Annotated in this window: 15 protein-coding genes; 10 read left to right on the top strand and 5 right to left on the bottom strand. The window is 73.8% G+C overall.

The genetic code is table 11. The features are described from left to right. Window positions 1–204: 204 nt before the first annotated feature. The 3 genes from HJC40_RS31215 to HJC40_RS31205 all read left to right on the top strand — a co-directional run bounded on the left by HJC40_RS31215 (window position 205) and on the right by HJC40_RS31205 (window position 3,911). Window positions 205–1,146, top strand: coding sequence for an NADP-dependent oxidoreductase (locus HJC40_RS31215; protein WP_250006601.1), 942 nt, complete (start codon window positions 205–207; stop codon window positions 1,144–1,146). A gap of 73 nt (window positions 1,147–1,219) precedes the next feature. Continuing rightward, window positions 1,220–2,332, top strand: a complete 1,113-nt coding sequence (locus HJC40_RS31210; protein WP_250006600.1) for a winged helix DNA-binding domain-containing protein — start codon at window positions 1,220–1,222, stop codon at window positions 2,330–2,332. A 106-nt stretch (window positions 2,333–2,438) separates the two neighbouring features. Next, entirely contained in the window at window positions 2,439–3,911 is a 1,473-nt protein-coding gene (locus HJC40_RS31205) for an MFS transporter (RefSeq protein WP_250006598.1), read from the top strand. A gap of 37 nt (window positions 3,912–3,948) precedes the next feature. Here the strand turns inward: HJC40_RS31205 and HJC40_RS31200 are convergent, their stop codons facing one another. Continuing rightward, entirely contained in the window at window positions 3,949–5,520 is a 1,572-nt protein-coding gene (locus HJC40_RS31200; RefSeq protein ID WP_250006596.1) for an alpha/beta fold hydrolase, read from the bottom strand. Window positions 5,521–5,600: 80 nt separating this feature from the next. Between HJC40_RS31200 and HJC40_RS31195 the strand changes: the two genes are divergently transcribed. From HJC40_RS31195 to HJC40_RS31185, 3 genes are read left to right on the top strand one after another with little or no spacing between them, the layout of a single operon-like run. Next, complete coding sequence (locus tag HJC40_RS31195; RefSeq protein ID WP_250006594.1) at window positions 5,601–6,935, top strand: FAD-binding oxidoreductase; 1,335 nt, start codon at window positions 5,601–5,603, stop codon at window positions 6,933–6,935. Further along, a complete protein-coding gene (locus HJC40_RS31190; RefSeq protein WP_250006592.1) occupies window positions 6,932–7,786 on the top strand; it encodes an SDR family oxidoreductase in 855 nt (284 codons plus the stop codon). Before HJC40_RS31195 ends, HJC40_RS31190 begins: the two co-directional genes overlap by 4 nt. A gap of 54 nt (window positions 7,787–7,840) precedes the next feature. After that, window positions 7,841–8,623, top strand: coding sequence for an alpha/beta hydrolase (locus HJC40_RS31185; RefSeq protein WP_250006591.1), 783 nt, complete (start codon window positions 7,841–7,843; stop codon window positions 8,621–8,623). Here HJC40_RS31185 and HJC40_RS31180 read toward each other — a convergent pair. Continuing rightward, window positions 8,607–9,338 carry a CPBP family intramembrane glutamic endopeptidase gene (locus HJC40_RS31180; protein WP_250006589.1) on the bottom strand — a complete coding sequence of 244 codons (732 nt, stop codon included), beginning with the start codon at window positions 9,336–9,338 and terminating at the stop codon, window positions 8,607–8,609. The genes HJC40_RS31185 and HJC40_RS31180 overlap by 17 nt on opposite strands. 32 nt (window positions 9,339–9,370) lie before the next feature. Continuing rightward, on the bottom strand, window positions 9,371–10,213 hold the full coding sequence (locus tag HJC40_RS31175) for a helix-turn-helix transcriptional regulator (protein WP_250006587.1): 843 nt from the start codon (window positions 10,211–10,213) through the stop codon (window positions 9,371–9,373). Between the two features lie 128 nt (window positions 10,214–10,341). Between HJC40_RS31175 and HJC40_RS31170 the strand changes: the two genes are divergently transcribed. Continuing rightward, window positions 10,342–11,340 (top strand): aldo/keto reductase, encoded by a 999-nt coding sequence (locus HJC40_RS31170; RefSeq protein ID WP_250006585.1) that lies wholly within the window; start codon window positions 10,342–10,344, stop codon window positions 11,338–11,340. A gap of 9 nt (window positions 11,341–11,349) precedes the next feature. Here the strand turns inward: HJC40_RS31170 and HJC40_RS31165 are convergent, their stop codons facing one another. Then, window positions 11,350–11,649: a hypothetical protein gene (locus HJC40_RS31165; RefSeq protein WP_250006583.1), complete on the bottom strand. Its 300-nt coding sequence runs from the start codon at window positions 11,647–11,649 to the stop codon at window positions 11,350–11,352. A gap of 132 nt (window positions 11,650–11,781) precedes the next feature. Between HJC40_RS31165 and HJC40_RS31160 the strand changes: the two genes are divergently transcribed. Further along, complete coding sequence (locus tag HJC40_RS31160; RefSeq protein WP_250006581.1) at window positions 11,782–13,698, top strand: bifunctional diguanylate cyclase/phosphodiesterase; 1,917 nt, start codon at window positions 11,782–11,784, stop codon at window positions 13,696–13,698. A 48-nt stretch (window positions 13,699–13,746) separates the two neighbouring features. Here the strand turns inward: HJC40_RS31160 and HJC40_RS31155 are convergent, their stop codons facing one another. Beyond that, window positions 13,747–14,757 (bottom strand): molybdopterin-dependent oxidoreductase, encoded by a 1,011-nt coding sequence (locus HJC40_RS31155; RefSeq protein ID WP_250006579.1) that lies wholly within the window; start codon window positions 14,755–14,757, stop codon window positions 13,747–13,749. Between the two features lie 74 nt (window positions 14,758–14,831). On the opposite strand from HJC40_RS31155, the gene HJC40_RS31150 reads away from it, so the two are divergent. Both HJC40_RS31150 and HJC40_RS31145 read left to right on the top strand, forming a co-directional pair. Then, entirely contained in the window at window positions 14,832–15,128 is a 297-nt protein-coding gene (locus tag HJC40_RS31150; protein WP_250006577.1) for an Atu4866 domain-containing protein, read from the top strand. Between the two features lie 255 nt (window positions 15,129–15,383). Beyond that, window positions 15,384–16,478, top strand: a complete 1,095-nt coding sequence (locus HJC40_RS31145) for a hypothetical protein (protein ID WP_250006575.1) — start codon at window positions 15,384–15,386, stop codon at window positions 16,476–16,478. The last annotated feature ends 47 nt before the right edge of the window (window positions 16,479–16,525 follow it).

Genomic DNA, 16,525 nt, shown 5'->3' with positions numbered 1-16,525 from the left:
CGCTGAGCCACGGACGACTTGTCCGTGGATAGGTTCGACCTTCATCCCGGTTCCGCGGCACGCGATGCTCGGTGAGTACGACACGCCGCAGCGAGCGCCTCAGCCGCGGCGCACTCCTCGCGTCAACCACTTCGACCGAAGCGTCATGGCCGAGGAACGCTTCGAATCCGAAGCATCCGGCACTACGAAAGACGAGGGATCCCGATGAAGGCAGTGCGTTTCCACGAGTACGGCGACCCGAGCGTCCTGCGGTACGAGGACGTCGAGCAGCCCGTCCCCGGCGCCGGACAGGTGCTGATCCGGGTGGCCGCGACATCGTTCAACGGCGTCGACGCCAGCATCCGGGCCGGCTTCATGCAGGGCCCGATCCCGGTGACCCTGCCGCACACCCCCGGCATCGACGTCTCCGGCACCGTCGAGGCGCTCGGCGAGGGCGTGACCGGCCTGGCCGCCGGCGATCGGGTCGTCGGCTTCCTGCCCATGGTCGAGGACGGCGCCGCCGCGGCGTTCGTCCTGGCCCCGGCCGAGATCCTGGCGCCGGCGCCCACCACCGTCCCGCTGACCGACGCGGCCGCGCTGCCCCTCGCGGGCCTCACCGCGTGGCAGGCCCTGTTCGACCACGCGAAGCTGACGGTGGGACAGCGGGTGCTGATCAACGGCGCCGGCGGGGCGGTCGGTGGCTACGCCGTCCAGCTGGCCAAGAGCGCCGGCGCGTACGTCATCGCCACGGCCGGCCCGCACAGCGCCGGACGGGCCCGCGCGGCCGGCGCCGACGAGGTCCTCGACCACACCACCACCGACGCGCCGGCGGCAGAGACGCCGGTCGACGTGGTGCTCAACCTGGCCCCCGTCGAGCCGGCCCGGCTGGCCGAGCTGCTCGCCCTGGTCCGCTCGGGCGGCGTCCTGGTCAACACCACGGTCTGGATGCCCGCGCCGTCCGACGAGCAGCGCGCCGTACGGGGAATCGACCTGTTCGTCCGCAGCGACGCCGAGCAGCTGTCCCGGCTGGTGGCCCTGGTCGACACCGGCGACCTCCGCGTCGACGTCGCCCGGCGGGTGCCCCTGGCCGAGCTGCCGGCCCTGCACGCCGAGGCCGCCGCGGGCGAGCTGCACGGCAAGGCCGTCATCGTCGCGCCCACCGCCTGAAAGAGCCCAGCGACCCGGCCGGGCGGACCCTGGTTACGGTTTTGACCGGGCCGCCCGGCCGGGAGGGGGATCCATGAGGTTGACCTGGAACCAGGTGCTGGTGTGGCGGACGCGCCGGCAGTTTCTCGACCGGCCGGAGGGAACCACCGCCGAACGCGTCGTCGGGCGGCTGTGCGGGGTGCAGGCGCAGGTCGCCTCGGCAGCCGAGCAGGCCGTCGCGGCCCGCCGCCCCGCCCCCGGCCGGGGCGAGGCGGCCCGGGCGCTCGAGAGCCGCAAGCTGATCAAGGTGTGGGCCATGCGCGGCACCCTGCATCTGCTGACCGCCGAGGATGCCCCGTCCTACCTGAGCCTGATGGCGGCCGCGCGGACCTGGGAAAAGGGCTCCTGGCAGAAGACCTTCGCCACCGCGGAGCAGGTCGCCGCTCTGGCCGACGCCACCCGCGAGGCCCTGCACGGCCGGACCCTCACCCGGGAGGAGCTCACGTCCGAGATCGTCCGGCGGACCGGGGACGACTCGCTGGCCGAGCTGCTCGGCTCCGGCTGGGGCGCGGTGCTCAAACCGCTGGCCTGGCTGGGGCTGCTCTGCAACGGACCGAACCAGGGCACCAAGGTCACCTTCACCAGCCCGGAGACGTGGCTCGACGGCTGGACCGGCCTGCCGGCACCGGACGAGGCGGCGCGGCGGGCCGTCCCGGCGTACCTGGGCGCCTACGGTCCGGCCACCATGGCCTCGTTCGATCAGTGGCTGCTGCGCGGCGGGTCGAGGAAGGCCGCGCTGAAGGGGTGGTTCGCCTCGCTCACCGAGGACGGCGTGCTCACCGAGGTGACGGTGGACGGCACGCCGGCGTACGCCCGCACCGAGGACCTTGACGACCTCGCCACGGCCGGACCGATGCCCGGGGTCCGCCTGCTGCCGGCGTTCGACCAGTTCGTGCTGGGGCCGGGCACCAAGGACGAGCAGGTGGTCCCGCCCGGGAGGCGGGCCCTGATCAGCAAGGCGGCGGGGTGGATCTCCCCCGTCGTGGTGGCCGGCGGCCGGGTCGCCGGCGTCTGGGAGCTGAACGACACCGTGACCGTCACGCTGTTCCCGGAGGCCGGGGAGATCCCGGAGAGCGAGCTGCGCGCGGAGGCGGATCGCCTGGCGACCGGGGGCGGCTCGCCCGAGCTGGTGGTGCGACAGGCGTAGCCGGACCGCGACGGCGGACAGCGTGTGACGTAAGCGACTGTTTACTTATCCGGCCCGCGGCCGATAATAAGTCAGCACACGTTTACTTCTAGCTGTGGGGACCACCATGACGCACACCACGGACAAGAAGGGGTCGGGCGGCTCGCTGCTGGTGCTCTACCTGGCACTGGGCGGACTGGCCTTCGCGGTGCTCCAGTCGCTGGTGTCGCCGGCGTTGTCCACGATCGGTCACGAGCTCCAGGTGTCGACCGGCGACGTGAGCTGGGTCGTCACGGCCTATCTGCTCTCGGCCTCGGTGCTGACCCCGATCCTCGGCCGGCTCGGCGACATGGCCGGCAAGCGCAAGGTCCTGATCGGCGTCCTGGCCGTCCTGGCCGTGGGCACCGTCGTCTCGGCCCTCGCGACCAGCCTCACCGTGCTGATCGTCGGCCGCGTTCTGCAGGGCGCGGCGGGCGCGATCCTGCCGCTGTCGATCGGCATGGTCCGCGACGAGCTGCCCCGCGAGCGGGTCGCCACCACGGTCGGGCTGATCTCGGCGATCTTTGGGGTCGGCGCCGGCATCGGCATCGTGGCCGCCGGCCCGATCGTCGAGCACCTGTCCTGGCACTGGCTGTTCTGGCTGCCGCTGGTCCTGGTCGTCGTGGCCCTGCTCGGGGCCATCTTCGGCATGAAGGAGTCCGCGGTCCGCACGCCGGGCAAGCTCGACGTGGTCGGCGCGTCCATGCTCTCGGTCTCGCTGGTGGCGCTGCTGCTGGCCATCAGCAAGGGCCAGGCGTGGGGCTGGGGCGACGGCAGGACCATCGGGCTGCTCACCCTGGGCGTGGTCGGTCTGGTGGCGTTCGTCCTGGTCGAGCTGCGGGTCAAGGAGCCGCTGATCGACATGCGGCTGATGAGGGTCCGCGGGGTGTGGGCGACCGACCTGGTCGCGCTGATCCTCGGCTTCGCCATGTTCGGCACGTTCCTGCTGGTCCCGACGCTGCTGCAGCTGCCCGCGGTCACCGGGTACGGCTTCGGCAAGTCGGTCTCCCAGGCCGGCCTGTTCCTGCTGCCCACCGTCGTGATGATGGTGGTCTTCGGCCCGCTGGCCGGCATCCTCAACCGCAAGTACGGCCCGAAGCTCCCGATGTTCCTCGGCGCGGTGTTCGTCGTGGCCGCTTTCGCGCTGCCCGCCGTCGCCCACGGCCAGATCTGGCAGGTTCTGGCCTCCGGGGTGCTGACCGGCGCCGGCATCGGCTTCGCCTTCGCGGCGATGTCCAACGCCATCATCGAGAGCGTTCCGGCCGCGCAGACCGGCGAGGCGACCAGCGTCAACACCATCGCCCGGACGATCGGCAGCAGCATCGGCACCGCGGTGGTCGCGGCGGTCATCACCTCGCACACCACCCCGCAGGGGCTGCCCACCGACGCCGCGTTCACCGACGGCTTCTGGGTCTGCGCCGGGGTGGCCACGCTGGCCGTGGTCGCCGCGCTCGCCCTGCCCCGGGCGCACAAGCGTCACCAGGAGGCCGAGGCGGCCGGCGTCGGCGACCTCCCGCCCGAGCCCGACGAGGTCCACCTGCTCCACCGCACGAACGCCTGACCGATCCCGGGGCGGCGACGCTCGCCCCCGGTGACCTTCACCGGGGGCGCAGGAAGTCGACGGTGTGCCGCAGCAGGTCGGCCGAGTCGGTGAACCACAGCGCGTCGGTGCCGGGGGTCGTCCGCAGCCGGGCGTCCGGCAGGTGGGTGGCCAGGTACGAGGCGTGCCCCACGTCGACGTTGAGACAGTTGCGGCGGTGCAGCACCAGCGTCGGCGCGGCGATGCCGGGCAGCCGGTGGCGCAGATCGGTGCCGGTGGCCACCGTACGGACCGCGAGGGCGACGGCCGGGCTCGCGGCGCGCCGGCCGAGCCGGTTCCACCACCGCCGGAAATCCTCGTCGGCGGCGACGCTGGGCGCGGCCTGAGCGACGGAGTCCACGCCGTGCGCCGGGTCCGCGGGCGACACCGTGTCGTGGATCAGGGTGTCGGTGGTGGCCTGGTCCAGACCGTACGGATAGTCGGGCCCCCGGGTGTAGCGCGGATAGCACTGCGCCAGCACCAGCGAGCGCACCCGGTCGGGGTGGCGCGCGGCGAACTCCAGCGCGACCAGGCCGGTGTCGAAGTTGGCGAACAGGTCGGCCCGGCCGATGCCCAGGGTGTCGAGGACGCGGCCCACGTCGGTGACCCACTGGTCCAGCGGCGTCCGGAGCGGGTCGAGAGGATCGGACAGGCCGATCCCCCGACGGTCGAGGCACACCACCGCGGCGTGCCCGGCCAGAGCGGTCAGCGCGCGGCGGGCGTACGCGCCGTCGAGCAGCCCGTCGACGGTGATCATCCCGGGGTTGAGGACGACCAGGTCACGGCCGTCCCCGGACAGCCGCGTGAACGCGGTCGAGCCGTCCCGGTCGGTCGCGTAGCGAATCGGCGTCGCGGTGGCCGCCGGCGGGGCCGACCGCAGCGCCTCGGCCTGGGCGTCGCGCAAAGCGGCGGAGGGGTCGAGGCCGACCTCGACCAGCGCCGCCCGGGCGGCGGCCGCGGCCCGCAGCGCCTCGTTCGGCCGGCCGGCCCGGTGCAGGGCCCGCACGTAGTGCACCCACAGCGGCTCGTCCAGCGGGTCGGCCGTGGTCAGCTGCTCCAGCTCGCCCAGGGCCGAGCCCGGGTCGTCGCCGGCCACGACGCAGCCGAGATGTTCCTGCACCAGCAGCCGCCGCTCCCGGCGCCAGCCCTGACGCAGCGCCTCCGCGGCGACTGTGCCGGGCAACTCGGGGTCGGCCCGCCACACCGTGCGGGCCTCGGCCAGCACGGCGGCGGCACTGTCGGGGCGGCCGTCGGCGAGCAGGCGGCGGGCGCGGGCCCGTGCGGCGGCGACCGAACCGACGTCGGTGCGCTCGGGCGCCAGCGCGAGCCGGTAGCCGTCGCGGCCGGCCCGCTCGATGTCGGCGCCCGGCTCGGCGGCCCGCAGCGCCACGCGTACCCGGGAGAGGTGGGACCGGACGGTCTTGACCGCCGACGGCGGCGGATCGTCCCAGAGCAGCCGGGCGAGCTCGTCCAGGGTCACCGCGGCCGGCGCCCGGACGGTGAGGATGCTCAGCAGTTCCCGGGCCTTGCGCTCGAGGCGCGGCGCGGCCCCGCCGGAGGGGTGGACCCCGGCCGTTCCGAGCACCCGCACCAGCACACCGCTCAACTTAGGGGGCGGGACCACATCGGAACCACATCCACAACGCGGCGGGCGCCTCCTAGCTTCGGCGCATGACAATGTTCAAGCCCGGCGATCCGGGCTACGACGAGCACCGGCTCGGCTGGAACAGAACTTTCGAGTCGCGTCCGGCTTTGGTCGCCGTGGCGGCGACGGCGGCCGACATACAAGTCGCGGTACGCGCCGCCCGGGAGCACGATTTGCCGCTGGCCGTGCAGGCCACCGGCCACGGCGCCGTCTCCCCGGCCGACGGCGCCCTGCTGCTCAAGACCACCGCGCTGACCGGCGTGGAGATCGACCCCCGGCGCCGGATCGCCCGGGTCGGCCCGGGCGCGGTGTGGGCCGACGTGAACCGTGCGGCGGCCCGGTACGGCCTGGCCGGTCTGGCCGGCCGCTGCGGCACGGTCGGGGTGACCGGGTACACGCTCGGCGGCGGTCAGTCGTGGCTGTCGCGCACGTTCGGGTTCGCCGCCGACAGCGTCCTCGCCGCCGACCTCGTGACGGCCGACGGGGTCGCGCTGACCGCGACCGCGGAGCATCATCCCGACCTGTTCTGGGCGTTGCGCGGCGGTGGCGGGAACTTCGGCGTGGTCACCTCGCTCGAGTTCCGGCTCTACCCCGTGAGCCGGGTGTACTCGGGCATGTCGCTGTACCCGGCCGAGCGCGCGTTCGACGTCCTCTCCGCGTACCGGCAGTGGGCCCTCGACGAGCCCGAGGCGATGAACACGGCGGTCCTGCTGATCCGCCTCCCGCCGTCACCGCTGATCCCGGCCCCGTTGCGCGGCCGCCGCGTGCTGGCCATCCGCGCCTTCCATCACGGCGAGCTCGGTGACCGGGTCCTGGCCCCGCTCCTGGCGGCGGCCGGTCCACCGCTGCTCGACGCGTTCACGATGCGCTCGTTCCCGGACGCCGCCCGCGCCACGAACGGTCCCGACGCGCCGCCGATGCCCAACCGTCAGGAGGTCGAACTGTTCGCCACGCTGCCGGACGAGGTGCTGCACGCGGTCGTCGAGGCGGGCGCGGCCGACTCGCCGCTCGCGTTCGCCGAGGTCCGGCACTGGGGTGGCGCGATGGCCGACCCCGGCCCGCACGCCGGCCCGGCCGGGCACCGCGACGTGTCGTTCTCGGTGCTGGCGGTCGGCGCCTACCCGGCGCCCGATCACACCGCCGTCGACTCGGTCCTCGACCGACTGGCCGGGCGGCTCCGGCCGTACGCGACCGGCGGTTCCTTCCTCACCCTGCTCACCGATCCGGCCCGGACCCGGACGGCGTTCACCGCGGACAACTACACCCGCCTGGCCGCCGTCAAACGCGTCTGGGACCCCGGCAACTTCTTCCGTACGGGCCACAACATCCCACCGGCTCCCGCTCGAAAGGCAACCTCATGACCCGCATCCTCGTCACCGGCGCCACCGGCTCGGTCGGCGTCCACGTCGTCCGCGCACTGCAGGCCCGCGCCGCGACCGTCCGCGCCTTCGTCCGCGCCCCGGCCGACCTCCCCGGCGCCGAGCAGGCCCACGGCGACTTCGACGACCCGGCGTCGCTGCGGCGCGCCCTCGACGGCGTCGACCGCGTGTACCTCTGCGCCGCCGACGGCCCGGACAAGGTGCGGCACGAGACGGCGGTGATCGACGCCGCCGCCCGGCAGGGCGTCGAGCGGATCGTCAAGCTGTCCGCCCTGCACGCCGACCGCGCGTCGGCGGTGCCCGCGTACCGCTGGCACGGCGACATCGAGGCCCACCTGCGCCGCTCCGGGGTGCCGGCGGTGCTGCTGCGGCCCGCGTTCTTCATGACCAACCTGCTGATGGTCGCCGAGGGCGTCACCCGGACCGGCACGCTGTACGCCCCCACCGCCGGCCGGCGGGTCGCGATGATCGACATCCGCGACGTCGCCGCGGTGGCCGCGGCCACCCTCCTCGACGAGGGCCACACGGGACGGGCGTACGACCTCACCGGGCCCGCGGCGGTCACGTTCACCGACGTGGCGGCGGCCCTGGCCACGGCGACCGGCTGCCCCGTACGCTTCGCCGACCTCACCGAGGACCAGGCCCGTCCCCGGTTCGAGGGCGCCGGCCTGCCCGCCTGGCTCGCCGCCCAGCTGGCCGGCGTCTTCGGCATCATCCGGGCCGGCGGCTTCGAGCACGTGAGCGGTCACGTCGAGGCGATCACCGGCCGCCCGGGGCGCGACATCACCGGCTTCGCCCGGGACGTCGCGGCGTCCTTCGCCCCCGCGGCCTGAACCCGTTCCCGGCCCTCGATTGACGGGCGACCCGGCCCGACCCATCATCGGCGCATGGTCCGGTTGCGGGTGGCGCTTGTCGTGCTGCTGGTGCTCGCTCTGATCCTGGCCGCGGTCTGGCTGCTGCAACGGCGGCTGATCTACTTCCCCGACCGGTCGGCGCCACCGCTCGCGGCCGGAGCCGAGGCGGTCACGCTGCGCCCGAGCGACGGGCTGGAGCTGGGCGCGTGGCTGTTCCGGCCCCCGTCCCGTACGCCTGACCGGCGCACGGCCGTGCTGGTGGCGCCGGGCAACGCGGGCAACCGGCTCGGCCGCGCGCCGCTCGCCACGGCCCTGGCCGCTCAGGGGTACACCGTGCTGCTCCTCGACTACCGCGGCTACGGCGGCAACCCGGGCCGCCCGAGCGAGGCCGGTCTGGCCCGGGACGCCGACGCGGCCCGGGCCTATCTGGTCGAGCACGCCGGGCCGCGGCTGATCTATTTCGGCGAGAGCCTGGGCGCGGCGGTGGCGACCGGGCTGGCCACCCGGCACCCGCCCGACACGCTGGTGCTGCGGTCGCCCTTCACCGACCTGGCCGCGGCCGGCCGTGAGCACTACCCGTTCCTGCCGGTCCGGTGGCTGCTGCGGGACAGGTTCCCGGTGCGCGACCAGATCAGGACGATCACCGTTCCCACCTTCGTGCTCTACGGCACGGCCGACGCGGTGGTGCCGCCGGAGCAGAGCCGGCTCGTCGCGGGCGACGCCGCCGGACCGGTCCGGGTGGTCGCCGTCGAGGGCGCCGGCCACAACGACGACTACAGCCGGCCGGTCGTCGAGCTGCTCAGGCCATCGTCGTAGCCAGCGCGGCGGCCACCAGCAGCCCCAGGCCGTTGGTGGCCCAGTGCAGCGCGGCCGCGGCCAGCAGGCTCCCGCTGCGGCGGCGCAGCTCACACAGCAGCAGGCCGGCCAGCGCCGTGAAGGCCACCGCGCCCAGCACGGCCAGGACCCGCCCGGTCGTACCGGAGCCGAACACCGAGCCGACGGCCGCGTTGGCCTGGTTGAGCCGCAGCGACGGCAGGATGTGCCACAGGCCGAACAGCACCGACGACGTGATGCTGGCCCAGACCGCGCCGCGGTGGCGGTTGACCAGGCCGAGGAGCACGCCCCGGAAGGCGATCTCCTCGAGCAGCACCGTGCCCAGCGGCACCACGATGAACGCGGTCAGCAGGGCGGCGCCGGGATGCAGGTGATAGCGGACGTCGTGGAACGCGGGCCGGGTCAGCGGCAGGGCCACGCCGATGGCGTAGACGACCGCGACGGCCAGGACGGCGCCGACCGCGTATTTCAGGCCGGGCACGAACGTACGCCGGGACAGACCGAGATCGTGCCAGCTCAGGCCCGAGCGGCGGGCCAGGAGCACGAGAAGCCCGGCGACGAGGGGGCCGGCCACCAGGCCGGTGTGGGGCGGGCCGAACTTGTCGGCCACGTTCACCGCGGCGAGGATCAGGACGACCGCGCCGAGCAGGAGGAAGAGCCTGCGGCGGGACGGGGGCGGGGCGACGGCTGTAGACATGACCGGGCGAAGCGTACCCGCGCCCGGGCGTCTCACACCCCGGCCGGGAACTCCTGGAGACCGAGCACACGGAGCAGTTCGAGGCGCTCCCGGGCCTCCGCGCCGACCGGGGTGAGCACCAGCAGCAGCTGCCGCTGGTCGGGCGTGACCAGGGTCTCGCAGTCCACCTCGACCCGGCCCACCCGCGCGTTCACGAACGTCTTGCGGTCGTTGCGGCGGACCGCCACCTCGTGCTCGGCCCACAGCCGGCGGAAGTCCGCGCTCTCCCGCTGCAGCGCCGCCACCAGACGGGTGATCGTCGGATCGCCGGGCCGGCGGCCGGCCACGGCCCGCAGGTCGGCCACGATCACCCGGGCGTGGTGCTCCCCGTCCTCGGCCGGGTGCAGGGCCCGGACCGCCGGCTCGGTGAACCACCGGTAGACGTGGTAGCGCCGGTCCCCCTCGAGGCCGGTCTGCTCGCCGTGCAGCAGCAGCGACGCCCGGTTCTGGGCGAGCGTCTCGCTCAGGTCGGACAGCACGAGTGCGGGCGTGTCACCGAGCAGGTCGAGCATCCGCAGCAGGCCGGCGCGGGCCAGGCGGGCCGGGCCTTCGGCCGGTGGCGGCTGGTGACCGGCCAGGTGGAACAGGTGGGCGCGTTCGTCGTCGGACAGCCGCAGCGCGCGGGCCAGCGCCCCGAGCAGCTGGGTCGACGGCTGGCTGCTGCGGCCCTGCTCGAGGCGGACGACGTAGTCGACCGACATGCCCGCGAGCATCGCCACCTCCTCGCGGCGCAGCCCGGCGGTGCGGCGGCGCGGGCCGTCGGCCAGGCCCACCTCGGCCGGGCGGATCGCCTCCCGGCGGCGGCGCAGGAAGTCGGCCAGCTCGTCGCGTTGCATGCCCTCATGCTGCCTCGCCGGGCGGCGGCGCAGCCAGGGACCGGCACTCCCACGATGAACGCTCCGCTCCCGGGAATGCCGGCGGCGGCGCAGGGTAGGTGACGAGATCGACGAAGAGGAGAACTGTGATGCAGTCAGTGACTCTGGGCCGGACCGGCCCGACCGTCAGCAAGCTCGGCCTCGGCGCCATGGGCATGTCCCACGGCGTCTACGGCCCGGCCGACCGGGACGAGAGCATCGCCACCGTGCACGCCGCGCTCGACGCCGGCGTCACGCTGATCGACACCGGCGACTTCTACGGCATGGGCCACAACGAGCTGCTGCTGGCCGAGGCGCTGCGGGGCCGGCCCCGCGACAGCTACCAGCTCAGCGTGAAGTTCGGCGGGCTGCGGGCCCCCGACCTGTCCTGGGGCGGGCAGGACGGCCGGCCCCAGGCGGTCAAGAACTTCCTGGCCTACACGCTGACCCGGCTCGGCACCGACCACATCGACATCTACCGCCCCGCGCGGCTCGACCCGGCCGTGCCGATCGAGGACACGGTGGGCGCGATCAAGGAGATGATCGACGCCGGCTATGTCCGCCACCTCGGCCTGTCCGAGGTCGGCGCCGACACGATCCGCCGCGCCCACGCCGTGCACCCGGTGGCCGACCTGCAGATCGAGTACTCGCTGATCTCCCGGGCGATCGAGGCCGAGGTGCTGCCCACGCTGCGGGAGCTGGGCATCGGCCTGACCGCGTACGGGGTGTTGAGCCGGGGTCTGATCTCGGGGCACTGGAGCGCCGGCCGGGGATCGGGCCAGGGCGACTTCCGCGGCTTCACGCCCCGCTTCTCGGGCGAGAACCTCGATCACAACCTGAGCCTGGTCGACGCGCTGCGCCAGGTGGCCGAGGCGAAGGGTTGCACGGTCGCCCAGCTGGCCATCGCCTGGGTGGCGGCCCAGGGCGACGACATCGTGCCGCTGGTCGGCGCGCGGACCCGGGAGCGGCTCAGCGAGGCCCTGCCCGCGCTGGACGTCACCCTGACGGCCGACGACCTGGCCGAGATCGAGAAGATCGTGCCGGCCGGGGCGGCCAAGGGCGACCGCTACCCGACGGCGATGATGCCGTCGCTCGGCGCGGGCAACTAGCGCAACCGGTCAGCGGCGGCGGTCGGCCGCGACGTAGGAGACGGCGGCGGTCAGGGCCGAGACCGCCAGGACCGAAGGCCAGGGGCCGATGCGCTTGGCCAGCGGGTGCGAGAGGCCGAAGGCCCCGACGTACGTGGCCACGAGCGCGCCGGTGACGGCCGGGCTCGTGCGCCGCGCCCACTCGCGGCCGGCCAGCACGCCGCCGGCGACCAGGACGGCACCGCCCAGGGGCCGGTTGCCGGTGCGGCGGGCGAGCTGCCAGCCGCCGATGAGGGAGCCGGCCGTGACGGCCGCGGTGGGTACGCGCATGGCCGGAAGCCTACTCGCGCGGGCGGTTGCTCCTCTTTCGCAACCGGGAGGGAGATCAAGCGGCGGCTCGCGCGTCCGATCATCGCAGCAGCGGGACCCACCCGCCGTGATGAGAACGGACGAGGAGGCGATGTGTCGTTGTCCCGCGTCCGTCCCGCCCGGCGAGCACCGCGCGGCCTGACCGTGCTGCTGGCCCTGTTGCTGGCCTGCCTGTCCGGCTATGCCGTGGTGGCCAACTGGCAGCAAGCCGCCCTCGTGCGCGACGTCGCCGAGGCCGGCAACGACACCGACGCGTACCAGGCGGCGGCCTTCGACCTCACCATCGAGATGGCGATGCTGCAGGCCACGATGCTGGAGCCCGGCGGTGAGGAGCGGGACGAGCTGCCGGCGGCCAACCAGCGGACCGACGCCTCGATGGTCCGCATGGCCGCCGTCGACCAGGAACACGGCACCGCGGCGGCCGACCTGGCCGGGCGGCACCACAAGCTGCGCATGGTGGTCGTCGGCTTCCTCGATCAGGTCGACCGGGGTGACACGGGCGCCGCCACGATCACGCTCGAGGAGGTCATCGAGCCGGAGTACACGGCGATGATGAGCGACCTGCTGGCCGAACAGGATCACCACCTGACCGAGTACGGCCGGCAGCAGGCCGACTCGCTGCGGGAGTCGCGCAACTCGATCGTCACCGTCCTGGTCGTCTTCCTGCTCGGCCTGATCGTGCTGGCCGGCTTCGGGCTGTCCCGCCGGGCCCACCGGCGCCAGGTCGAGGCGCTGGCCGCCGCCGACCCGCTGACCGGCCTGCGCAACCGCGCGGCCTTCGTCGAGCACGCCGCCCGGGCCCTGCCCGGCCGGCCCACCATCCTGGTGATCAACGTCGACGGCTTCCGGGACGTCAACGAGCAGCTCGGGCACCGCATCGGCGACCTGCTGCTGGTCGAGGCCGGTCGGCGGCTGGCCTCGCTGGTCCGCGGCGGCGACGTGGTGGCCCGGCTCGGCGGGGACGAGTTCGCCGTCCTGCTGACCGACGACGACCCGCGGATCGGCGAGACGATCGCGGCCCGGCTCACCGAGGCGTTCGACCGCTCGTTCGTGCTCGACGAGGTCACCGTCGACCTGGAGGTCAGCATCGGCGCGGCCACCGCCGACGACGGCGAGGACGTCATCACCGTCCTGCGGCACGCCGACGCCGCCATGCACGAGGCCAAGCAGCACCACGCCGGCTTCCACCGGTTCGACGGCGAGGACCGTCAGGACGCCGCCGCCCGGCTGTCGCTGCTGGGCGACCTGCGCCGCGCCCTGGACGACCCGGGGCAGCTGGCCCTGCACTACCAGCCCAAGATCGCGGTGGAGACCGGCCTGCTGGTCGGCGTCGAGTCGCTGGCCCGCTGGCACCACCCGGTGCGCGGCCCGATCTCGCCGGCCGACTTCATCCCGGTCCTCGAGGTCACCAACCTCATGCACCGGTTCACCGAGCAGGTGCTGTCGATGGCGCTGCGGCAGGCCCGGGCCTGGCTCGACGCCGGTCACCGGGTGCCGGTCGCGGTCAACGTGTCGGCCCGCAGCCTGCTCGACCCCCAGTTCCCCGGCCGGGTGGCGGCGTTGCTGGCCGAGAGCGGCGTGCCCGGCGAGCTGCTGTCCATCGAGGTGACCGAGTACGCGCTGATGAGCGACCCGGACACGGCGATCGCCGCGCTGCACCGGCTGGCCGCGGCCGGGGTGAAGGCGTCGATCGACGACTACGGCACCGGCTACTCGTCGATGACGTACCTCAAGGTGCTGCCGATCGCCGAACTGAAGATCGACCGCTCGTTCGTGCTCGACCTGGCCGACAACGCGAGCAGTCGCGCCCTGGTCGCCTCGACCGTCGAGCTGGGCCATCGCCTGGGCCTCACCGTGGTCGCCGAGGGCGTCGAGGACGAGGCCGCCGTCGAGGCGCTGCGCGAGATCGGCTGCGACACCGCCCAGGGCTACCACTTCGCCCGGCCGCTGCCGGCCGACGCGCTGACCGCCCGGCTGGAGGAGACGCGCCGTCCGGCCGTGCTCAGCTGAGCTCCGCCGGACGGCCGTGCTCAGCTGAGCCCCGCCGGACGGCCGTGCTCAGCTGAGCGGGAAGACCGACTGGGCCCACGGCGGGCGGGCCGACGGCTGGATCGAGGTCACCCACTTGACCCACCAGAAGCCGCGGCGGCCGGGCGCCACCAGACGGGCCGGGAAGCCGTGGCCGTACGTCAGCGGGCGGCCGTCGACCGCCGTGACCAGCCAGAGGTCGTCCAGCGTGCCCGGGCCGAACCAGCGGGCGTAGCCGGTCGCCGAGCGGACCTCGACGCTGCGCCAGCCGTCGTCGCGGACGCCGGCCGCCTCGAACAGCGCGCTCAGCCGGACGCCGTCCCACTGCCCGCTGCCGTACCAGCCGCTCGTGCAGTCGAGGACGGCGGTGAAGCGTTCCTGCGGCAGCGCGAGGAGGCCGGCCAGGTCGAAGCCGGCCGGGCCGACCCGTACGCGCCAATCGGCTTGATCGATGCGCTGGACGCCGTCGTCGAACCACGACGTGACCAGAAGCCTGTCCTGCCGGATCGAGCCGCTGAACCGCCGATCGGTCGCACCCCACGTGTCCCAGGCCGCGGTGGTCACGGCCGCACCGGCGCCGAGCGCCCCGAGACGCAGCAGGGCCCGCCGGTCGGGGTCGGTGCGCCGCGGCCGCACGTGGTGCCCGGCGAAGTGGGCCGCCACCGTCAGCAGCGCCCCGATCGCCGCGCCGACGTGGATCTGCATCAGCGTCAGCGGCCCGACCCGATCCACGCCGCCGGTCGAATGGAGCAGCCCGCTGCCGATCGTCACCAGCACGAACGCCAGCAACGCCAGGGAAAGCGCCTTCCTGCCCCGGCCGCGACGGTTGCTGCCCAGCCCGCGCCGGATGACGACGTACTTCCAGGGCGCCAGCAGCAGGATGGCCAGCGCCGCCCCGGCGTGCACCTGGATGAGGTCGAGCGGCCAGTTCACCCCGATGGTGTTGGCCGCCGCGCCGGTGAGCACGCCGGCGGCGACCAGCAACCCGAGCACCAGGTCGACCCTGCGTGCTCCCTGCCTGCCCCGGAAACTCACCCGCACAGCCGAACGCTAGCCCCTGAGGGTGGGTGCGGCTCACCCTGCCTGTTCGGACCGGGTGTTCCTAGGGTCGAGTCGTGGATGACGAACAGAGCAACAGTGGCGAGCGGGCACACCCGTACGTGGGGATGTGGGTGACTGCCGACGGCCATATCCGGCAGGAGTTGCTGACCGAGGGGCGCTACGACGAGGCGCGCGGGCGGCGGCGGAGTGCCTACACCGGGGACTACCGGGTGGCGGGTACGCGGATCGAGTATGTCGACGACACCGGGTTCACCGCGGACGGGACGTTCGAGGGGGACGTCCTGCACCACGGGGGCTATGTGTTCTACCGCGAGGGCAGCGACGCGCACCGGCGGGCGATGCGGAGCTGATCCGTGCCGCTGCCCTGACCAACCGCGAGACAGTCGGCTGATCCTCAGCCGCCGCACGGTCGAGACCCATCTGGCCCACGCCTACGCCAAGCTGTCCATCACCTCACGGCGCGACCTGGCCGGCGCCTTGCGACGTCCCACGCCGAGGACACCGACCGGCTCCCGGCCGCGCTGACCGGTTCACGGGAGCGCTGACCGGTAGACGACAGCGCTGACCGGTTCACGACAGCGCGCGGACCGGGGAAGCTGACCATCGTGGATGAACCGACAATCCTGCCTCAGCAGTGGGCGGCCGACGTGATCGTCAAGGTGCACACCCTCCGCGCGGAAGCGGAGAAGGCTCCGGCCGGGGAGCCCGGATCGACCGCGGCCGACCTGATCGCCATCGCCGAGAGGGAGGCCCGGCGACGGCGACAGGGCCTGCGGCGCTGGTGGCGCGGCACCTCCGTCACCCTGGCCTATCAGAGCCTGCACGCTGCCGAGGCCTGTCTGGTCCCGGTGATGAGCCGCGAGCGGCTGGCCGCCCGCATGCCCTCGGTGGTGCGGCGGGCGCTGACCGCGGTGGAGGTGCTCGATCCGCAGCGGGCGGCGATCGAACAGCTGGCGCAGCGGACCGACGTGGGCACGGCCGGCTTCCGCGCGGCGGCCCAGGAGGCGATGCGGATCGGCTTCGAAGCGACCGACCTGATGCATGTGCGGGTTCGCAACTTCCGCAACATGCTCCTGCTGAGCGCGCTGCTGATCATGGTCCTGATGGCCGGGCTGGTCGCCCTGATCGCGTTCCAGCCCGAGGTGCTACCGCTGTGTTTCCGGCCCGACGCGAACGGGTCCCTGGTCTGTCCCAGCGGGGCCCGCCACCCGACCGGCGGCGACATCCCGATCATCGCGGGACTGGGCCTGCTCGGGGGCTCGCTGGCCGCGGCCTTCTCCATCCGCAAGCTGAAGGGTACTTCGACGCCGTACGACGTACCGGTCGCGGTGGCTCTGCTCAAGCCACCGCTGGGCGCCCTCACGGCGGTGACCGGCATGCTCCTGCTCGGCGGCGACTTCGTACCGGGTCTGTCCGAGCTGGACAACCAGCCGCAGATCCTCGCCTACGCCCTGCTGTTCGGGTATGCCCAGCAACTCGTCTCCCGGCTGATCGACGACCAGGCCCACAGCGTGCTCAGCCGGTTGCCGGCCAAGGAGTCCGGCACCCAGCAGCAGAGCGCCGCCACGACCACCGTGATCACCCGGACCGACGACGACCCACCCCGGACCGGCCGGTCCCTCTCGTCACGGACCGGCCGCTCGACGAGCCGGCGCACGGTGAACCGCATCCGCCCAGCCAAGACCGACCGCCCCGGGTGATGAGTTGTCGCGTCCGTTGCCGTCATACCTGCGACAGGACATGACGA

Origin of the sequence: Actinoplanes sp. M2I2 (assembly GCF_023544445.1) — a bacterium.
GTDB lineage: Bacteria > Actinomycetota > Actinomycetes > Mycobacteriales > Micromonosporaceae > Actinoplanes.
The sequence above is the reverse complement of the archived record's forward strand: the minus strand, read 5'-3'. Positions and strand labels throughout refer to the sequence as shown.